Below are 16,065 nucleotides of genomic sequence, written 5' to 3' on the forward strand. Positions count from 1 at the left end.
CAGAAAGTCGTCGAACCACCCTTCACACGGGTGGGGTCGCAGGTTCAATCCCTGCATCGCCCACCATCGGCCCTCCTGAACGCCGCACCCCAAAATGCCTAGCAACTACACCCCGCCCCTTGCCCGCCAAAATTCTTCTGGGCGAATTCCACGCGCTGCTGTAGCTCGCATATCTCTGGAACGGGCAGACGTCGGAGCCGTTTCGGACCTTCATCTGTTCGCGATCCAAAACGACACGTCGATGCGGTCGTCGGCGCAAAAGACCGTATAGCGTTGTTCCGGCTCAGCGCTCGGGCTTGCTCCATGGGCCGGGCTTCATCGAGCGCCACTTGCCCGACAGGTCGCTGACCGCTTCGTCCGTTAGCCAAAGATGCGTAGTCGCAGCAATGGAAGGCGGCGAGATAGTCGCCGCGCATGAACTCCTGTCGATGGGGCCAAACTCTGCCCTACGCCGGTCGAGCCGCGATCAGCGCTTCATCGCGTGCAGGATGGCCTGCATGTGCTCTTCCAGGTCGAGTTCGCCCCGAGCCTCGGCGGTCAACAGGTAATCGGCCTTGGCCCGGCGGTCGCCTCGGCTGATCGCAGGATAGGAGCAGATGGCAAGCAATGCTTCCTGTTCAATCCGGTCTGCCCTCTTGCGATCGTGGCTGCTGCTGCCCGCTTGATGAACAACCCTGTGAAGCCCGACATAGCTGGCTTCATGGGCTCCGATCAGCGCCCGCAATTCGGGTGAGGCCCCTTCCGCTTCGGCAAACGTCGGTTCAACAACCGAGGCCACGGCGGTGAACGCAAGAAGTGTACGGCGTGTGATTTCGGGCATGCCTCATATCCCTGCTGTCTGATCATGCAGGCACACCATAGCACCGGCGCAACGGTTCGAAGAGATGCTCCGGGACGCGACCGCACTGTCTGCTGACAAAATGTACTCGCTCCCGTAGCTCGCCCGCCCAGCAGCCAGTGTGGCCTTAAGTCGCAAGGATTGGCTTGCGAAAGCGGGGTTTCGGCCTTCATTGACGCTGCGATCGACACCATATGGTGATCCACAGCCCTCCAAACGAGAGAAGCTCGCTTGACGCGGTCGCATAGCGGCCGTCAGCCGGCAATGGCTATGAACCAGGAACCTGAAAAACCATGCCTGAAAATGTCAGACCAATTTCGAAAGACGTCCCCCTCATTCAGCTAGGCGTCTATCAGTGCCGCTTCCCGGTAAGCGAAGACCGGTCGGTACCCGGCGGTTATCGTTTTTGTGCCGGGCCAACTTCGGCGGATCGCGTCTATTGCGATCACCACCACAGCATCGTGACCGCCGTCGACCCTCGCCGAACCCGTTCAGGTCTCCACCCCGCTCAACGACGCGCCGCGTAAGTCAAGCGGGCAGCGGCCCCTCGTTCGGGCAGCTGCAAACCGGTGGACTGAATCGGCACGCATTCCACCCGCGGAACAAACCGGTACGCCAGCGAGTTTCTGTCCGACGAAACTTGAGGGAAAGCCATGTCCAGATTTCTGCTGGCGACAAGCGTCGCCGTTCTTTTCGCCGTCGCGCCGGCCTTGGCCGCGGACGACAAGCCGCTGCCGCCGCCCAATGCCAAGAAGCTGTCGGAGATCATCGCCAAGGTCGAGCAGCGCGACGGCTTTCGCTATGTGGACGAGGTCGACTGGGACAGCGGCGCCTACACCGTCACCTATTACACGGCGGACAAGGCGAAGGTCGAAATCACCTATGATCCTGTGACGGCGGAGCCGAAATAGGGACGCTCCGACGCGAATTCGTTCTCGGCTGCGTCACAGGCTCCCGGCGCCAACTTCGGCGATCGCCCTGGCGCGGGCACCTCCCCTTGCGTCAGTCGTGCTTTGATGGCTGACTGTCGTTTCCTGGAATAGCTCCGGGCGCCGCATTGGGGGATGGGGATGGCGACGGCAAAGCACGTGATGAAGCGCATATTGATGATGTTGGCCGGCTACTTCGTATCGGTGCTGGTCGGCCTGATCGCCGTGGCGGTGATCTATGGCGTGCTCAGTTCCTTGCCCAACGCGCCCAATTATTTCGACGTCATGGGCGTTTCGCCGATCGCGGTGCTGCTGGTGCCGCCGCTCGGCATGTTCGTCTATTTCCTGACGATCGTGGTGACCGCGCTGCAGACGTTGATCTTCGCGCTGATTGCCGAGTTCTTCTCGTTGCGCAATGTCCTGCTGCACATGGTTTTCGGCGCCGGCACCGCAGTCGGCGGCTTCGCCCTGATCTGGCCGAGCGCACCGGAGGACATGGACCCGGAGCGTTGGGTCGACATCGGCATCATTGCCGCTGCCGGCCTTGTCGCCGGGTTGCTCTATTGGCTGATCGCTGGGCGCGACGCCGGCTTCCGACGGCCACTGTTCGAGCGCTAAATCAACTCGAAGGCGAGCGAACCGCCTCCGTGACATCCAGGGCCTGCTTCAGCCGCGAGTCGCGGTCGTAGACGTCGCCGAAATATTCGACCTTGCCCGACAGATCGGGCCAGGCGGTGAAATAGGCGACATAGACCGGGATCGTGCGTGTCACGTTCTCGGTCGCGTGGCCGTGCTTCAGCTTTTCGGCGATATAGTCCACGGAGGTGCCAAGCACCGCCGCCGCCATGCCGCGCGGATCCTGCAGCCGCACGCAGCCATGGCTGAGCGCGCGCATATCGCGCTGGAAGAACGATTTCTGTGGCGTGTCGTGCATGTAGATCGCATGCTTGTTGGGGAACAGGATCTTCAACTCGCCCAGCGCGTTGGCCTCGCTCGGCTGCTGGCGCACGCTGTATGGGATGTTCGAGCCATAGGCGCCCCAGTTGACCGCCGACGAAGGAATGCGCTTGCCGCGCGAATCCGTCACCTCATAGCCGGCCCGGTCGAGATAGCCCGGATCGTTGCGCAATCTCGGCAGCATCTCGTTGACGATGATCGACTGGGGCACGCCCCAATAGGGATGGAAATCGACCTGCTTGATCTGGTCGTAGAAGAAGGAGGTCTGGTTGGTGGTCCGGCCAACGACGACACGCGTCCTGAGCTTTTCCTCGCCATTGTCGATGTAGCTCGCGGTGAAGGCCGGCTGGTTGATGAAGACGCGCGGGCTGCCGAGATCGGAGGGCAGCCAGCGCAGTTCCTCCAGCGCCACTTCCACCTTCAGCAGCTTGTCGGCCTTGGATGTTCCGGCCAGCGACGCGACGGTGCGCGGGCCGATGACGCCGTCGCCCTTCATGCCTGCCTTCTGCTGCACGGCCTTGATAACCGGAACCAATTCCGGATCATAGACGTCGCTGGTGGCCAGCCTTGACAGGACCTCGCCATAGGCGCCGCCCATCTCGTCGTCGAGATTGCGCGCGATCAGGGTCAGCAGCTTCGGCAGCTCGGGGCTGGTTTCGCCCGGCTTCAGCAGCAGTTTGGGGTCGACGACGATTTCGTTTTCCGCACTGGCCTGCAGCGCTTCCAGTTCGACGCGCAGCGCCTGGTATTCCGCATTCTGCGGGTGCCGCGATTCGAGATAGGTGCGCACCTGCTGGGTATGAGCCAGCGTTTTCAGCACGCCTTGCAGATCGAGCGGCTTGGCCGGGAAATCATAATAGCCGGTCATGCGGTTGGGATCGACGCGGCCGTTCTGGGCGTCGTGGGCATAGCGCAGCACACGCGCCGAAAGCGACATCTCGAAACGGACGAGTTCTTTCAGTTGCGCATTGGCGTCGGTCGTCGATGCGCCGGCAGCGGGCACTTCGACCGTATAGTCGGCGGGCGTGAGGCCATAGCTTGAAGCCTCGCCAAGCACCCGCACCGCATCCTGCGCACGGCTGTTGAGGCTGGTTCCGCTTATCCAGATGAAATCCGGATTGGCCGAGTAGTACGCGATCAGCGCCTTGGCGATGTCGGGCTCGGCTAAGAGTTCGTAGTCGCCCAAGCTGGCAACCGCATCACGAAAGGCGGCACCCGTAGCCGACGGGACGAAGGCGGCGTCCTGCGGTGTCGCCGGCGCCGGCGTCGCGGCCAATGCCGAGAAGTCGACGCGAACCAGCCGGTCGGCCTTGTAGGTGTAGTAGGACGGGCTGCTGATCTTCACATTGCCGCCGCCGCCACCGGACACTTTCGGCTTTGGCTTGTTCTTCGGTGGCGGGGGCGGAAACTCGCCTTTCGGCGCATGCCTGACGCCGCCGCCGAAAAGCATGTCGAAGAGCCCCTGCGCGCCTGCCTGGGGTACACCGAAAGCCAGCGTCGCCGTGATTGCCATCAGCGGCATCACGGTTGCTTTGTTTCCGAGGAATTTCATGAATCACCCGCTCCGGCCGCAACCGGTTCCCGTTCCGCACGCTCGATCGTCCCGCTCACCGCATGGCGGATGTAAGGCGCGACTATACTGATTCATACCGATTTCGTTAAGCTTTCATAAATTTTGGAAAGCCTGTTGCAGAACGGTTTCACAAGATCGTGACGGCTGGAGCGGAGGGTGGTTCCGCCCCAGCCGGAAATCCCCGCGGGATCAGGCGTTGGCGCCGCCATCGATGGTCAGGGCAGCGCCGGTGACGAAGCGGCCTTCCGGGCCTGCGAGCCAGGCGACCATGCCGGCAATGTCGTCGGCCTTGCCGAAGCGCGGCGTTGCCATCTTCCGGCGCTGATGCTCGGCATGCGGGCCGTCGGCCGGGTTCATGTCGGTGTCGGTCGAACCGGGGTGGACGACATTGGCGGTGATGCCGCGCGGGCCGAGGTCACGCGCCAGCGCCTTGGTCAGGCCGACCAGCGCCGCCTTGCTGGCTGAATAGGCCGTGAGGCTGCCGTCGGTCGCCCGCTCGGCAAGGTTGCTGCCGATCGAGATGATGCTGCCGCCCTCACCCATATGGGCGGCCGCGGCCTTGGAAGCGATGAACGGGGCCCGGAGATTGACCTCCATGGTCTCGTCGAAATCGGCGAGCGACAGCGTGTCGATTGGGGCGGCGCGCCAGATGCCGGCGCTGTTGACCAGGATGTCGAGCCGGCCAAAGGCGGTTACGGCGTCATCGACTGCCTTGTCTAGGGCGACCGCATCGCGGTTGTCGGCTTTGATCGCGATGGCGCGGCCGCCCTTGGCCTCGATCTCGGCGACGACAGCGCGGGCCTGTTCCTCGCCATGCACATAGGTCAGCGCGACGCTGGCGCCATCGGCCGCCAGCCTCCGCGCAATCGCTGCGCCGATGCCGCGACTGCCGCCGGTGACGAGCGCGGCCTTGCCGTTCAATCTGCTGGAAGACATCGAATTCTCCTTTTATGTAATGATCGATACATAAATATCTGTCAGCCTTGCCCGCTGGCGTCAACTAAATTATGTATCGATCAACACAGAAAGAGCGTCATGTCGGAACGAGGCCGTCCCCGCACCTTCGATCGAACCGCAGCCCTGCGCCGCGCGATGCAGGTGTTTTGGGCGCGTGGTTACGAAGGCGCATCGATGAGCGAGCTGACCGCCGCCATGGGCATCAACTCGCCCAGCCTCTACGCCGCCTTCGGCAGCAAGGAGGCGCTGTTCCTGGAGGCGACGGATTTTTACTCGCACACCGAGGGTGCCGACATCTGGCTGGCATTGGACGAGGCTCCGACCGCGCGGCAGGCGATCGAACAATTCCTGTGCCTGACGGCGAAAGCCTATGCGCAGAGCGATCGCCCGCAGGGCTGCCTGATCACGCTGGGCGCACTGCATCAGGATTCGAGCCGCGGCGCCATCTGCGACGATCTGCGCCGCCGTCGTGCCGAAAACCACACCGCCCTGCAAAAACGTCTGGAGCGCGGTATTGCCGAAGGCGAATTGCCGGCGGATTTCGACGCTAGCGCTGCCGCGACCTTCTTCGCCACGGTCCAGCACGGCATGTCGATCCAGGCGCGAGACGGCGCCTCGCACGCTGCCCTGCTGGCGACGGTTGCCGGGGCCATGGCTGCCTGGCAGACGTTGGCCGGCGGCAACGCGGCGTGACAAACGCCGGCTGGTGTGCTCGAAATCCGCCAGCAAGGCCGGGAGGGACGAGAGCGTGAAAAAGGGTTATCGCGAGCTGCTGGACGAGGCGAACGCCGTGATAGAGGTGGTTTCGCCGGAGGAAGCGGCCGGGCTGCTCGACGATGAAGACACCATCTTCGTCGATCTGCGCGATCCACGCGAAGTGGAACGCGACGGCCGGATTCCGGGCGCCAAGCATGTCACGCGCGGCATGCTGGAATTCTGGATCGACCCCGAAAGCCCTTACCACAAGCCGTTCTTCGCCTCGGGAAAGAGCTTCGTGTTCTTCTGCGCCGGCGGTTGGCGCTCTGCCCTGGCCACAAAGACGGCGCAGGACATGGGGCTTTCGCCGGTCAAGCACATCCTCGGCGGCTACACCGCCTGGAAGGCCGCCGGACTGCCGGTCGAACCCGGCGAGAAGAAGAAATAATCTCGACCGCCGCTCAATGCAGCAGCAATGGCTCGCGATGCGTCACGAAGCCGACCGCGCGTTCGACCACGCCCTTGTCGGCAAGAATGCGGCGATGGCCAAGCCCGTCGGCCCAGTAGAGCCGCACATGGCCGCCGGCACCGGCATAGCGCCTTGCGTGATCGGCCGAGACTTCGCGGTCGTCCGGCGCGTGGATGACCAGGGTCGGCACCGGTGCCTGGGCGAGCTGGCGGTCGCCGGTGAATTCGTGCAGCGGCCGGCCGGAAAGATGCTCGACCCGGTCCGCCATGGCGGCTTGCGAGCGCGGGCCGACATTCAACATATGACTGAAGTCGGCAAAGATCGCCGGCAGGGAACTTGGCGCCGCGATCAGCACCAGGCGTCCCGCCGCCAGCGGCGGGATGTTCTTGACCGAACCGGCGATGGCATTGGCGGCGACGGCGCCGCCGAAGGAATGGCCAACCGCCGCCACGAACGGGCCGAACCATTCGCCGGCAACCCGCACCGCATCCACCGCATTGACCATGTTCAGGCGCCGGCCCTGCGACTGGCCGTGGCCAGGCAGGTCGAGCGAAACGACCCTGTAGCCGGCGGCGCGATAGCCTTCGATCAAGGCGCGCATATATTCGGTGCGCGAGCGCCAGCCATGGACGACGAGCACCGTGCCGACGGCCGCCCTGCCCGGCTCGGGCCGGAACTCGTGCACCATGACGCAGCCGGTCGCGGTCTTCAGCCGGTGATGACGCGCCTCGGTCATGAACCCCGCCGCACGCTCGACAGCGCGGCGCTCGCCATCGCTGAGCGCCTTGACATTCGGGGTGCGGCAGAACAATTCGAACGCCGCGCGTCCGCTGAGCCGCGGCGCGACACGCTCTGCCGCACCGAACACGCCCCGGATGACCTTCAGCCCGAATGATGCCATAGTGAGAATCCATCCATACGTTCAAGCATGAACATAATAGTTCAAAGATGAACAATAAACAAGAGCTGCCTTGGGACAACCCGCGTTTCCGCAACTGGGTCGCGGTGGCGCGCGCCTGCCATGTGCTGGAGCGCACGCTGGCGGTGAAACTTGCGCCGCTCGATTTGAAGCCGGCGCAGCTCGACGTGCTGATGAACCTCTATCGCCACCCCGGAATGTCGCAGCACGATCTTGCCCGCAAGCTGCTCGTCGGCCGCTCCAACATCACCATGCTGTTGCCGCAGCTGGAAGCGCGTGGCCTGCTGCGCCGCGAAGGCGACGAGAAGGACAAGCGCATCCTGCGGCTCGCGCTCACCGAGGCCGGCGAGGCGCTGCTGATGCAGGCGCTGAAAGTGCATATGGCGCTGATCGAGAAGGCGATGAGCCAGTCGACGCCGGAGCAATGCGACATGATCGGCGAGCAGATGCGCAAGATCTATGATGTGCTGAATGAGGCTTGAGCGCCCTTCAGCCCAACCCTACCACATCGTCTTCTTCGCCCGTTCCGGCCATTCCTTGTCGTAGGTTTCGCCGTCGATGTTCTTGCGGCTGGTGATTTCCAGGATCTGTCCGGGCGTCGGCAGCGACTTCGGCTCGACATGCCTTGCCGGGTTCCAGAGCTCGGAGCGGACGATGGCCCGGGCGCATTGGAAGTAGACCGCATCGATGTCGACGACGGTCACCGATCGCGCCGCCTTGCCGTCCACCGTGAATGACGCGCACAGCGCTGTATCCGTTGTGATGTGGGCGCGGCCATTGACGCGCAGCGTCGTGCCGGAGCCCGGCACCAGGAACAGCAGGCCGACGCGTGGGTCGCGAACGATGTTTTTCAGCGAATCGGCGCGGTTGTTGCCGCGTCGGTCCGGCATCATCAGCGTTTTCGGATCATGGATGCGCACGAAGCCGGCGAGATCGCCGCGCGGCGAACAGTCCAGCCCCTCCGGTCCGCTGGTCGCCAGTGCGACAAAGGGCGAGGCTTCGATAAAGGCGGCGTATTCGGGAATGACGTGGTCGAGTTCCTTGACCAGCGAGGCCTCGCCTGGAACGCCATAGAGTGCCTCGAGCTGCTCGACCGTGGTGATGACGGACATGTTTTCGCCTCCAAACCTTTGCCGGCGCTACGCCATCTCGATGACGTTTTGACGACAGCGAGAGGAATCAATCTAGCGGTCCCGGCTCAATCCCTTTTCCGCAAGCTCCGCGAGATAGGCTTCCCAGCGCGCATCCTTCTCGTGGCCGAGCGTATGCAGGTAGTTCCAGGTGAAGATGCCGGTGTCGTGGAAATCGTCGAAGGTGATGCGCACGGCGTAGTTGCCGACCGGCTCGATCTTCAGGATCGCCACATTGCGCTTGCCGGGGACCGTCACCCGCTGATCCGGCGAATGGCCCTGCACTTCGGCCGATGGCGAGGCGACGCGCAGCAGTTCCGCCGGCAGTTCGAACGGATGGTGGTCGGGAAAGGTGACGGACAGAAGTTTGCGGTCCTTGGAAACCCTGAGTTCTTTCGGTGCGGTCATGCTGTTCGATCCCGTGTCATCCGCCCTTCCCTACGCCGCTTCGCCAAACGGGAAAAGGTCTGATGAGACCGACCGACATGCGATGTCGGCTGAGAGATGTTACCAAAGATCGAGAGGCGCTATCTTGAACAGCAGGCCGGATCGTATCACATAGCGGTATATAACGAAGCCGTTCACGGCCACGGGAAGCGCTTGAAGCATGGACATGATTGATCCTTTCGGCCGCACGATCAGCTATCTCCGCGTGTCGGTTACCGACCGCTGCGATTTCCGCTGCACCTATTGCATGGCCGAGGACATGGCCTTCCTGCCGAAGAAGGACCTGCTGTCGCTGGAAGAGCTCGACCGGCTGTGCACGGTTTTCATCGAAAAGGGCGTCAGGCGATTGCGGCTGACCGGCGGTGAGCCGCTGGTGCGCAAGAACATCATGCATCTGGTGCGCCAGCTGTCGCGGCATCTCGAAAGCGGCGCGCTGGAAGAACTGACGCTGACCACCAACGGCTCGCAGCTGTCGCGCTTTGCCGCCGAACTCGCCGATTGCGGCGTCAGGCGCATCAACGTCTCGCTCGATACGCTCGATGCCGACAAATTCCACAAGATCACCCGCTGGGGCCATCTCGACAAGGTCATGCAAGGCATCGATGCCGCGCAGGCGGCCGGGCTCAAGGTCAAGCTCAACGCAGTGGCGTTGAAGGATTTCAACGACGCCGAGCTGCCCGAGATGATGCGCTGGGCGCATGGCCGCGGCATGGACCTGACGGTCATCGAAACCATGCCAATGGGCGAGATCGATGCCGACCGCACCGACCAGTATTTGCCGCTGTCGCTGCTGCGCGCGTCGCTCGAACGCCAGTTCACGCTGACCGACATTCCCTTCAAGACCGGCGGCCCGGCGCGCTACGTCCAGGTCGCCGAGACCGGCGGACGGCTCGGCTTCATCACGCCGATGACGCATAATTTCTGTGAGAGCTGCAACCGCGTCCGGCTGACCTGCACCGGCACCCTCTATATGTGTCTCGGCCAGGAAGATGCCGCCGATCTGCGCGCGCCCTTGCGCGCCTCGGAAGGCAACGAGCTGGTCGCCGAAGCAATAGACGAAGCCATCGGCCGCAAGCCCAAGGGCCATGACTTCATCATCGACCGCCGCACCAGCCGCCCATCGGTGTCGCGCCACATGAGCGTCACTGGCGGCTGATCTTTCCGCCGATCTGTGCAAGACTTGCCGTGCGGTCATCGCCTTCAGGGCAAGACATGCGGCAGCTCTTTTCAATCGGGACGTTTTTCGCTGCGATCGCGGCGAGCAACGCAATTGCCGCGCCATTCACCTATGTGAACGATCGCTTCGGCACTGTCTGCACCTTTCCCGACGATGTCTTCACCGATCGCCAGCCGGAGCCCGACAATGGCGACGGACAGCAATGGCTGAGCGCCGATGGCGCCAGCCTGATCTGCTCGGGCATCCTCAACGTCGACGACGACACGCCGAAAGGCTTTGTCGCGGCGGAGAAGGCGAGCAAGGAGCCGGGCTACAAGATCACCTACAGCAAGGCCGGAAAGGACTGGGCCGTGCTGTCGGGCCTAAGGGATGGAAAGATATTCTACGAGCGACGTCTGTTTGGGAAAGACGGTATCATCCGTACGGTCTGGGTCGACTACCCGCCGGCGCTGAAGTCGAAATACGATCCGCTGGTCGGCGCCATCGCCGGCAGTCTCAAGGGGCCATGACGGTTTCGGACCACACCCCAGAAAAAGTCTTGTTCGCGAACCGCAGCCGGATTTACGGCCAGTCTGTTCCAGCCTAGCCTTCCTCTGGAAGCTGCTCTTCGCTCACAGGGGGATACACCATGCGCAAACTCGTTCTTTCTCTGGCACTGCTTGGCCTCGCGGCCGTGCCCGCGGCGGCGCAGTCGATCGGCGGCACTTATACGGTTGCCGGCACCAATTTCGACGGCTCGGCCTATGGCGGCGAAGCCACCATCACGCTGACCAGCGGGACGACCTGCGCGATCCATTGGGAAACTGGTGGCTCATCTTCCGACGGCATCTGCATGCGCAACGATGATGCCTTCTCCGCCGGCTATGTCATGGACAAGGATATTGGCCTCGTCGTCTACAAGGTGGCGGCGGACGGTTCGCTGCACGGTCTTTGGACGATCGCCGGCAAGGAAGGCAATGGCACCGAGGTGCTTACGCCGAAGAAGTAAGTTCGCCATCGCAGCGATATTCCGGGCCACAAACAAGGCTGTGGCCCAGTCCTTTGCTGTTGCTGTTTCATGCCCGACTGTTACAGGCTTGCTGCCTAAAGCGCGTCGCGTTTGAACGGATTCAGGCCACGCGCTTCAGGTCTTTGTTTCTTATGCATGTCGTTTCCCCAAAACCGAGGTCACTTTTGGGCGATATGTATTAGCAGAACCGGTAGCCGTCTTGCCCCTGTCTCCAAATCTTCGCGGCGCGTTGTTCATGATGGTGGCGATGGCCGGCTTCACCCTCAACGACGCCATAACCAAATACTCGTCGCAATCGATGAACATGGCGCAGGTCATGTTGATCCGTGGGGCTTTCGCTTCGCTTTTCGTCGGCCTGCTGGCCTGGCAGCGCGGCGCTCTCGCCCGCCCGGGCTCGATGCTGCAGCCTCTGGTCGCCTTGCGCGTGATCAGCGAGGCCGGCGCAACGGTGAGTTTCCTCGTCGCCCTCGCCCATCTGCCGATCGCCAATGTTTCGGCGGTGCTGCAGGCGCTGCCGCTGGCGGTGACGATGGGAGCGGCACTTGTCTTTGGCGAGACTGTCGGCTGGCGGCGTTGGCTGGCCATCGCCATCGGATTTGCCGGCGTGCTGATCATCGTGCGGCCGGGCTTCGAAGGGTTCAGCGTCTACTCGCTGTCGGCGCTGGCCAGCGTCGCCTGCTGCGCGGTGCGCGATCTCGCCACCAAGCGGATCCCCAAGGCCATTCCGACATTGCTGGTGTCGACCGCGACCGCGCTTGCCATGACAATCGTCGGCGCGGCGCTGTTGCCGGCAATGGGCGGCTGGACGCCGATGACGGGCAACAGCACGGCCCTGCTGGCCCTGGCTGCTGTGCTGGTGATTATCGGCTACCAGTTCATCATCATGGCGATGCGGGCGGGCGACATCTCCTTCATCGCGCCGTTCCGCTACACGGCCCTGATCTGGTCGATCCTGCTTGGCCTGTTCATCTTCGCGGACATTCCCGATCTGCCGATGATCGTCGGCGCCACCATCATCATCGGCTCCGGCCTCTATGCGCTCTACCGCGAGCGGGTCGTCGGCCGGCGCAAGATCGTCGCCGAAAGCACGGGGCCAAGCATGGTTCCGGACGGAATCTAGCCAGATCATTGAAGGTTCTTGTGATTTCCGACGGCTGGCGTACAGGCTTCGTGGCATGAAGCGAGACATTGCGGGGATTGTTCTGGCCGGTGGCCAGTCGAGGCGGATGGGCGGCGGCGACAAGAGCCTGTTGCCGCTTGGCGATGGCTGCCTGCTTGACCAGGTCGTGTCGCGCTTCGCCCCGCAAATAGAATCGATGGCGCTCAGCGCCAATGGCGACCCTGCACGATTCCTGCGCTTTGGACTGCCGGTGCTTGCCGACAGCGTGCCCGGCTTTGCCGGTCCGCTCGCCGGAATCCTGACCGGCCTCGAATGGGCCGCGGCCAACAGGTCTTGCAAGGCGATCGTCAGCGCTGCCGGCGACACGCCTTTCCTGCCGTTGGACCTTGTCGAGCGTCTGGCAGGGGCCGCCGATCAAAGCCCCGGTTCTATTGCCGTTGCCCGCTCGGCCGGCAAGCGGCATCCGACCTTCGCGCTTTGGCCGATCGGCTGCCGCGATGCCTTGCGGCACTTTCTGGTCGATGAAGATATCAGGCGGGTTTCGGCTTTCATCGACCGGCACGGCTTTGTCGAGGTGGAGTTCCCGGTTCCGCCATCGGCGGGGATCGACCCTTTCTTCAACATCAATGAACCGGACGATCTTGTGTCTGCCGAGCGTCTGTTGCAGAGCATCAAGCCATGAACAGACGTGTCTTCGGCATCACCGGCTGGAAGAATTCCGGCAAGACGACTTTGACCGAGAGGTTGGTCAGCGAATTGGTCCGGCGCGGCTGGAAGGTGTCGACGGTGAAACATGCCCACCATGACTTCGACATCGACAAACCTGGCGCGGACAGCTTTCGCCACCGGCAGGCCGGCGCCAGCGAAGTCGCGATCGTCTCCGGCGTTCGCTGGGCACTGATGCACGAGCTGCGCGGCGAGGATGAGCCGACATTGGAGACTGTCCTGTCGCGGCTTGCCGCTTGCGACCTCGTGCTGGTCGAGGGCTACAAGCGCGAAGCCCACAGCAAGATCGAAACCCGCCGGCTGGATGCGAAGGACCGCACGCCGCTTTCAGCGGAGGACCCCAACATCGTCGCTGTCGCCGCCGATTTTGCCATTGAAGGCGAGCTGCTGCCGGTATTCGATCTCGACGATGCAAAATCGATAGCCGACTTCATCGAGCGCACCACCGGGCTCGTTGCTTGAGCGCTGACGCAACGGCAGAATAGCCTTGCCCATTTTTATGGTTTTGCAGTTGCTTTTTTCTTGGAAAGAGTGGGAGTATCGCGCCAGCGGGCGGTCAAAAGCACCGCCCCACAGAGCCGTTCGGAACGACGGCCGGGACCATAAAGAGAGGACCATCATGCGTATTTCACTGCGTATCGCGCTTGCCGCTTCGGCCGCGCTGCTGACGCTCGGCGTCGCCCAGGCCCAGGAAAAGACCCTGAGGATCGGCACCGAAGGCGCCTACCCGCCCTTCAACAACCTTACCGCCGATGGCCAGCTCGTGGGCTTCGATATCGACATCGCCAAGGCGCTTTGTGATGAGATGAAGGTCAAGTGCACCTTCGTCGCCCAGGATTGGGACGGCATCATTCCAGCCCTCCAGGCCGGTAAATTCGACGCCATCGTCGCCTCGATGTCGATCACGCCGGAGCGCAAGGAGAAGGTCGACTTCTCGAACAAATACTACAACACGCCCTCGGCGATCGCCGTGCCGAAGGACAGCACGCTGAAAGGCGTGACCAAGGAAGATCTCGCCGGCAAGACCATCGGCGTCGCCACCACCACCACGCATTTCAACTATGCCTCGAAGACCTACACCGACAGCACCGTGAAGGGCTATCCGAGCAGCCCCGAGGAGCAGGCCGATCTTGCCAATGGTCGTCTCGACGCCATCGAGGACGATATCGTCGTGCTGCAGCAGTTTCTGGACTCGCCTGACGGCGCCTGCTGCAAGATCCTCGGCCAACCTTCGCCGCAGCCGGTCGAGATTTTCGGGCCTGGTGCCGGCATTGCCGTACGCAAGGGCGAAACCGACCTGGTCAACAAGCTCAATTCGGCCATCGCCGCCATTCGCGCGAATGGAAAATACAAGGAAATCAACGACAAGTATTTCAAGTTCGACGTCTACGGCGCCGAGTCCTGATAAGCCAGGTCAAGACGGCGGGGAATTTCCCCGCCGTCTTTCTATTCGTCTTGGGAATGCCGTGGGGATAAGACCGGTCGATGCCAGCCCAGAGCATATGGACACTTCTCAGTTGGGGACCTGAAGGCTGGCTTGACGATATTGCCTATGGCGCACTGATCACCATTGCGTTGGCGCTTGCCACGCTGCCCATCGGATTGACGATCGGCTTTTTCATTGCACTCGCCAAGCAGTCCGAAGAACCGTCGCTGCGCCTTGCCGCCAACATCTACACCACCGTCTTTCGCGGCCTGCCGGAACTGGTGACGCTGTTCCTGTTCTTTTTCGGCATGCCGATCCTGCTGCAGCATCTCGTCAGGTATTTCCGGCCTGACGTCACCATCGACGTCAACAGCTTTGTCGCCGGCATGATCGTGCTTGCACTGATCTTCTCCTCCTATGCCAGTGAGGTTTTCCTTTCCGCCTTCCGCGCCATTCCCAAAGGCCAGTATGAGGGCGGCTACGCCATCGGTCTTTCGAACTGGCTGACCATGCGCAAGGTGATCGTGCCGCAGCTGCTGCGCATCGCGTTTCCTGGACTGGAGAACTGCTGGCTCAGCCTGCTGAAGGACACGTCGCTGGTGTCGGTCGTCGGCCTGGCCGAGACGCTGCGCAATGCCAGCATTGCGGCCCGCGTCACCAAGCACGCTTTCCTGTTCTTCGGCGTCGCCTCGCTGGTCTTTCTTGGCCTGGCCGTCCTGTCGTCCTTCGCCACCAATGCGATCCTGCGCTCGCTTGGCCGGCGGGAGGCGCAGCAATGAGCGCCACGGCCACCATGGTCGAACGTCCGCCGCCACGGGCGCGCGGCTGGCCGCGCAGGCGTATCGCCGGTTACGCGCTGGTGGGCCTATGGATTTTGTTCGGTATCGGCATCGTCAGCTATCTCTTCTTTGCCTGGAATCCTGATTTCTTTGCCAAATATGCGCCGGCTTATCTGAGCGGGCTTGGGGTCACGCTGGCGCTGGTTTCCATATCGATGGTACTCGGCGCGATCCTGTCGGTGCCCGTCGCTTACGGGCGCATGTCCAGCAACCGGATCCTGTCCGGCCTCGCCTATTGCTACGTCTATTTCTTCCGCGGCACGCCGCTGCTGGTCCAGACCTATCTGGTCTACTACGGATTGGGTTCGTTCCGCGTCGAACTCCAGTCGGTCGGCCTCTGGGATTTTTTCAAGGACGCGTTCAATTGCGGCGTCTTTGCCTTTGCGCTCAACACGGCCGCCTACCAGGCGGAGATTCTGCGCGGCGCCATAGAGAGCGTGCCAAGAGGGCAATGGGAAGGGGCGGCCTCGCTTGGCCTGCATAAGCTGCAGACGTTGCGCAAGATCATCCTGCCGCAAGCCCTGATCGTTGCCTTGCGGCCCTATGGCAATGAACTGATCCTGATGGTCAAGGCGTCCGCCATCGTCGCCATCATCACGGTCTACGATCTGATGGGCAATGCCAAGCTCGCCTTCGCCAACTCGTTCGACATCCAGGCCTATATCTGGGTCGCCCTCGTCTATCTGGTGATGGTCGAGATCTTGCGGCATGGCGTCGAATGGATCGAGCGCCGGATCACCGTTCACCTGAAACGCTGACGATTTTCAATTCGGCTGCACCAGTCGATCAGGCTCTACGCGTCTTGACGAATTGAGCGCAGAGCCTAGAGCTTTCGCAGCAAATTCCGTTTCCA

General features: G+C 62.5%; 20 protein-coding genes. 14 read left to right on the top strand and 6 right to left on the bottom strand.

The window, feature by feature from the left end; genetic code table 11:
* Positions 1 to 466: 466 nt before the first annotated feature.
* Complete coding sequence (locus MESCI_RS19615; RefSeq protein WP_013531688.1) at positions 467 to 820, bottom strand: hypothetical protein; 354 nt, start codon at positions 818 to 820, stop codon at positions 467 to 469.
* Positions 821 to 1,491: 671 nt separating this feature from the next.
* Here MESCI_RS19615 and MESCI_RS19625 point away from each other — a divergent pair.
* The gene (locus MESCI_RS19625) at positions 1,492 to 1,749 is read left to right on the top strand and encodes a PepSY domain-containing protein (RefSeq protein ID WP_013531689.1); all 258 of its coding nucleotides are present in this window, start codon (positions 1,492 to 1,494) and stop codon (positions 1,747 to 1,749) included.
* A 153-nt stretch (positions 1,750 to 1,902) separates the two neighbouring features.
* Positions 1,903 to 2,385, top strand: a complete 483-nt coding sequence (locus MESCI_RS19630) for a hypothetical protein (RefSeq protein ID WP_164919948.1) — start codon at positions 1,903 to 1,905, stop codon at positions 2,383 to 2,385.
* Between the two features lies 1 nt (position 2,386).
* Here the strand turns inward: MESCI_RS19630 and MESCI_RS19635 are convergent, their stop codons facing one another.
* Positions 2,387 to 4,276, bottom strand: coding sequence for a L,D-transpeptidase family protein (locus MESCI_RS19635; RefSeq protein ID WP_013531691.1), 1,890 nt, complete (start codon positions 4,274 to 4,276; stop codon positions 2,387 to 2,389).
* A 210-nt stretch (positions 4,277 to 4,486) separates the two neighbouring features.
* The gene (locus MESCI_RS19640) at positions 4,487 to 5,233 is read right to left on the bottom strand and encodes a 3-oxoacyl-ACP reductase family protein (protein ID WP_013531692.1); all 747 of its coding nucleotides are present in this window, start codon (positions 5,231 to 5,233) and stop codon (positions 4,487 to 4,489) included.
* A 99-nt stretch (positions 5,234 to 5,332) separates the two neighbouring features.
* Between MESCI_RS19640 and MESCI_RS19645 the strand changes: the two genes are divergently transcribed.
* Both MESCI_RS19645 and MESCI_RS19650 read left to right on the top strand, forming a co-directional pair.
* On the top strand, positions 5,333 to 5,947 hold the full coding sequence (locus MESCI_RS19645) for a TetR/AcrR family transcriptional regulator (RefSeq protein ID WP_013531693.1): 615 nt from the start codon (positions 5,333 to 5,335) through the stop codon (positions 5,945 to 5,947).
* Between the two features lie 55 nt (positions 5,948 to 6,002).
* Positions 6,003 to 6,398, top strand: coding sequence for a rhodanese-like domain-containing protein (locus MESCI_RS19650; RefSeq protein ID WP_013531694.1), 396 nt, complete (start codon positions 6,003 to 6,005; stop codon positions 6,396 to 6,398).
* 13 nt (positions 6,399 to 6,411) lie between these two features.
* Here MESCI_RS19650 and MESCI_RS19655 read toward each other — a convergent pair whose 3' ends face one another.
* Entirely contained in the window at positions 6,412 to 7,320 is a 909-nt protein-coding gene (locus MESCI_RS19655; protein ID WP_013531695.1) for an alpha/beta hydrolase, read from the bottom strand.
* A 47-nt stretch (positions 7,321 to 7,367) separates the two neighbouring features.
* Between MESCI_RS19655 and MESCI_RS19660 the strand changes: the two genes are divergently transcribed.
* Positions 7,368 to 7,820 (top strand): MarR family winged helix-turn-helix transcriptional regulator, encoded by a 453-nt coding sequence (locus tag MESCI_RS19660; protein WP_013531696.1) that lies wholly within the window; start codon positions 7,368 to 7,370, stop codon positions 7,818 to 7,820.
* Between the two features lie 18 nt (positions 7,821 to 7,838).
* Here the strand turns inward: MESCI_RS19660 and MESCI_RS19665 are convergent, their stop codons facing one another.
* Together MESCI_RS19665 and MESCI_RS19670 are read right to left on the bottom strand one after the other, a co-directional pair.
* Complete coding sequence (locus MESCI_RS19665; protein ID WP_013531697.1) at positions 7,839 to 8,450, bottom strand: pyridoxamine 5'-phosphate oxidase family protein; 612 nt, start codon at positions 8,448 to 8,450, stop codon at positions 7,839 to 7,841.
* A gap of 72 nt (positions 8,451 to 8,522) precedes the next feature.
* Entirely contained in the window at positions 8,523 to 8,876 is a 354-nt protein-coding gene (locus MESCI_RS19670; RefSeq protein ID WP_013531698.1) for a gamma-butyrobetaine hydroxylase family protein, read from the bottom strand.
* A 199-nt stretch (positions 8,877 to 9,075) separates the two neighbouring features.
* On the opposite strand from MESCI_RS19670, the gene moaA reads away from it, so the two are divergent.
* From moaA to MESCI_RS19715, 9 genes are all read left to right on the top strand, one after another.
* On the top strand, positions 9,076 to 10,071 hold the full coding sequence (gene moaA, locus MESCI_RS19675) for a GTP 3',8-cyclase MoaA (RefSeq protein ID WP_013531699.1): 996 nt from the start codon (positions 9,076 to 9,078) through the stop codon (positions 10,069 to 10,071).
* A gap of 56 nt (positions 10,072 to 10,127) precedes the next feature.
* Positions 10,128 to 10,601 (top strand): hypothetical protein, encoded by a 474-nt coding sequence (locus tag MESCI_RS19680; protein WP_013531700.1) that lies wholly within the window; start codon positions 10,128 to 10,130, stop codon positions 10,599 to 10,601.
* A 119-nt stretch (positions 10,602 to 10,720) separates the two neighbouring features.
* Entirely contained in the window at positions 10,721 to 11,080 is a 360-nt protein-coding gene (locus tag MESCI_RS19685) for a hypothetical protein (RefSeq protein ID WP_013531701.1), read from the top strand.
* Between the two features lie 220 nt (positions 11,081 to 11,300).
* On the top strand, positions 11,301 to 12,221 hold the full coding sequence (locus MESCI_RS19690; RefSeq protein WP_013531702.1) for a DMT family transporter: 921 nt from the start codon (positions 11,301 to 11,303) through the stop codon (positions 12,219 to 12,221).
* A gap of 55 nt (positions 12,222 to 12,276) precedes the next feature.
* Positions 12,277 to 12,903: a molybdenum cofactor guanylyltransferase MobA gene (gene mobA, locus MESCI_RS19695; RefSeq protein ID WP_013531703.1), complete on the top strand. Its 627-nt coding sequence runs from the start codon at positions 12,277 to 12,279 to the stop codon at positions 12,901 to 12,903.
* The gene (gene mobB / locus MESCI_RS19700) at positions 12,900 to 13,409 is read left to right on the top strand and encodes a molybdopterin-guanine dinucleotide biosynthesis protein B (RefSeq protein ID WP_013531704.1); all 510 of its coding nucleotides are present in this window, start codon (positions 12,900 to 12,902) and stop codon (positions 13,407 to 13,409) included. The genes mobA and mobB overlap by 4 nt, the downstream gene beginning before the upstream one ends.
* 157 nt (positions 13,410 to 13,566) lie before the next feature.
* Positions 13,567 to 14,352, top strand: a complete 786-nt coding sequence (locus tag MESCI_RS19705) for an ABC transporter substrate-binding protein (protein ID WP_013531705.1) — start codon at positions 13,567 to 13,569, stop codon at positions 14,350 to 14,352.
* An 80-nt stretch (positions 14,353 to 14,432) separates the two neighbouring features.
* Positions 14,433 to 15,152: an ABC transporter permease gene (locus tag MESCI_RS19710; protein WP_013531706.1), complete on the top strand. Its 720-nt coding sequence runs from the start codon at positions 14,433 to 14,435 to the stop codon at positions 15,150 to 15,152.
* Positions 15,149 to 15,970, top strand: coding sequence for an ABC transporter permease (locus MESCI_RS19715; RefSeq protein WP_013531707.1), 822 nt, complete (start codon positions 15,149 to 15,151; stop codon positions 15,968 to 15,970). Before MESCI_RS19710 ends, MESCI_RS19715 begins: the two co-directional genes overlap by 4 nt.
* The last annotated feature ends 95 nt before the right edge of the window (positions 15,971 to 16,065 follow it).

The organism is Mesorhizobium ciceri biovar biserrulae WSM1271, from assembly GCF_000185905.1.
In the GTDB taxonomy this organism is placed as follows: Bacteria; Pseudomonadota; Alphaproteobacteria; order Rhizobiales; family Rhizobiaceae; genus Mesorhizobium; species Mesorhizobium ciceri.

Excerpts from the sequence above, each read along its gene's own strand:
- MESCI_RS19615 (WP_013531688.1), bottom strand. The coding sequence starts at position 820 with ATGCCCGAAATCACACGCCGTACACTTCTTGCGTTCACCGCCGTGGCC.
- MESCI_RS19660 (WP_013531696.1), top strand. The coding sequence starts at position 7,368 with ATGAACAATAAACAAGAGCTGCCTTGGGACAACCCGCGTTTCCGCAAC.
- MESCI_RS19640 (WP_013531692.1), bottom strand. The coding sequence starts at position 5,233 with ATGTCTTCCAGCAGATTGAACGGCAAGGCCGCGCTCGTCACCGGCGGC.
- MESCI_RS19655 (WP_013531695.1), bottom strand. The coding sequence starts at position 7,320 with ATGGCATCATTCGGGCTGAAGGTCATCCGGGGCGTGTTCGGTGCGGCA.
- MESCI_RS19685 (WP_013531701.1), top strand. The coding sequence starts at position 10,721 with ATGCGCAAACTCGTTCTTTCTCTGGCACTGCTTGGCCTCGCGGCCGTG.
- MESCI_RS19645 (WP_013531693.1), top strand. The coding sequence starts at position 5,333 with ATGTCGGAACGAGGCCGTCCCCGCACCTTCGATCGAACCGCAGCCCTG.
- MESCI_RS19665 (WP_013531697.1), bottom strand. The coding sequence starts at position 8,450 with ATGTCCGTCATCACCACGGTCGAGCAGCTCGAGGCACTCTATGGCGTT.
- MESCI_RS19680 (WP_013531700.1), top strand. The coding sequence starts at position 10,128 with ATGCGGCAGCTCTTTTCAATCGGGACGTTTTTCGCTGCGATCGCGGCG.
- MESCI_RS19710 (WP_013531706.1), top strand. The coding sequence starts at position 14,433 with ATGCCAGCCCAGAGCATATGGACACTTCTCAGTTGGGGACCTGAAGGC.
- MESCI_RS19705 (WP_013531705.1), top strand. The coding sequence starts at position 13,567 with ATGCGTATTTCACTGCGTATCGCGCTTGCCGCTTCGGCCGCGCTGCTG.
- moaA (WP_013531699.1), top strand. The coding sequence starts at position 9,076 with ATGGACATGATTGATCCTTTCGGCCGCACGATCAGCTATCTCCGCGTG.
- mobA (WP_013531703.1), top strand. The coding sequence starts at position 12,277 with ATGAAGCGAGACATTGCGGGGATTGTTCTGGCCGGTGGCCAGTCGAGG.
- MESCI_RS19630 (WP_164919948.1), top strand. The coding sequence starts at position 1,903 with ATGGGGATGGCGACGGCAAAGCACGTGATGAAGCGCATATTGATGATG.
- mobB (WP_013531704.1), top strand. The coding sequence starts at position 12,900 with ATGAACAGACGTGTCTTCGGCATCACCGGCTGGAAGAATTCCGGCAAG.
- MESCI_RS19670 (WP_013531698.1), bottom strand. The coding sequence starts at position 8,876 with ATGACCGCACCGAAAGAACTCAGGGTTTCCAAGGACCGCAAACTTCTG.
- MESCI_RS19715 (WP_013531707.1), top strand. The coding sequence starts at position 15,149 with ATGAGCGCCACGGCCACCATGGTCGAACGTCCGCCGCCACGGGCGCGC.
- MESCI_RS19635 (WP_013531691.1), bottom strand. The coding sequence starts at position 4,276 with ATGAAATTCCTCGGAAACAAAGCAACCGTGATGCCGCTGATGGCAATC.
- MESCI_RS19625 (WP_013531689.1), top strand. The coding sequence starts at position 1,492 with ATGTCCAGATTTCTGCTGGCGACAAGCGTCGCCGTTCTTTTCGCCGTC.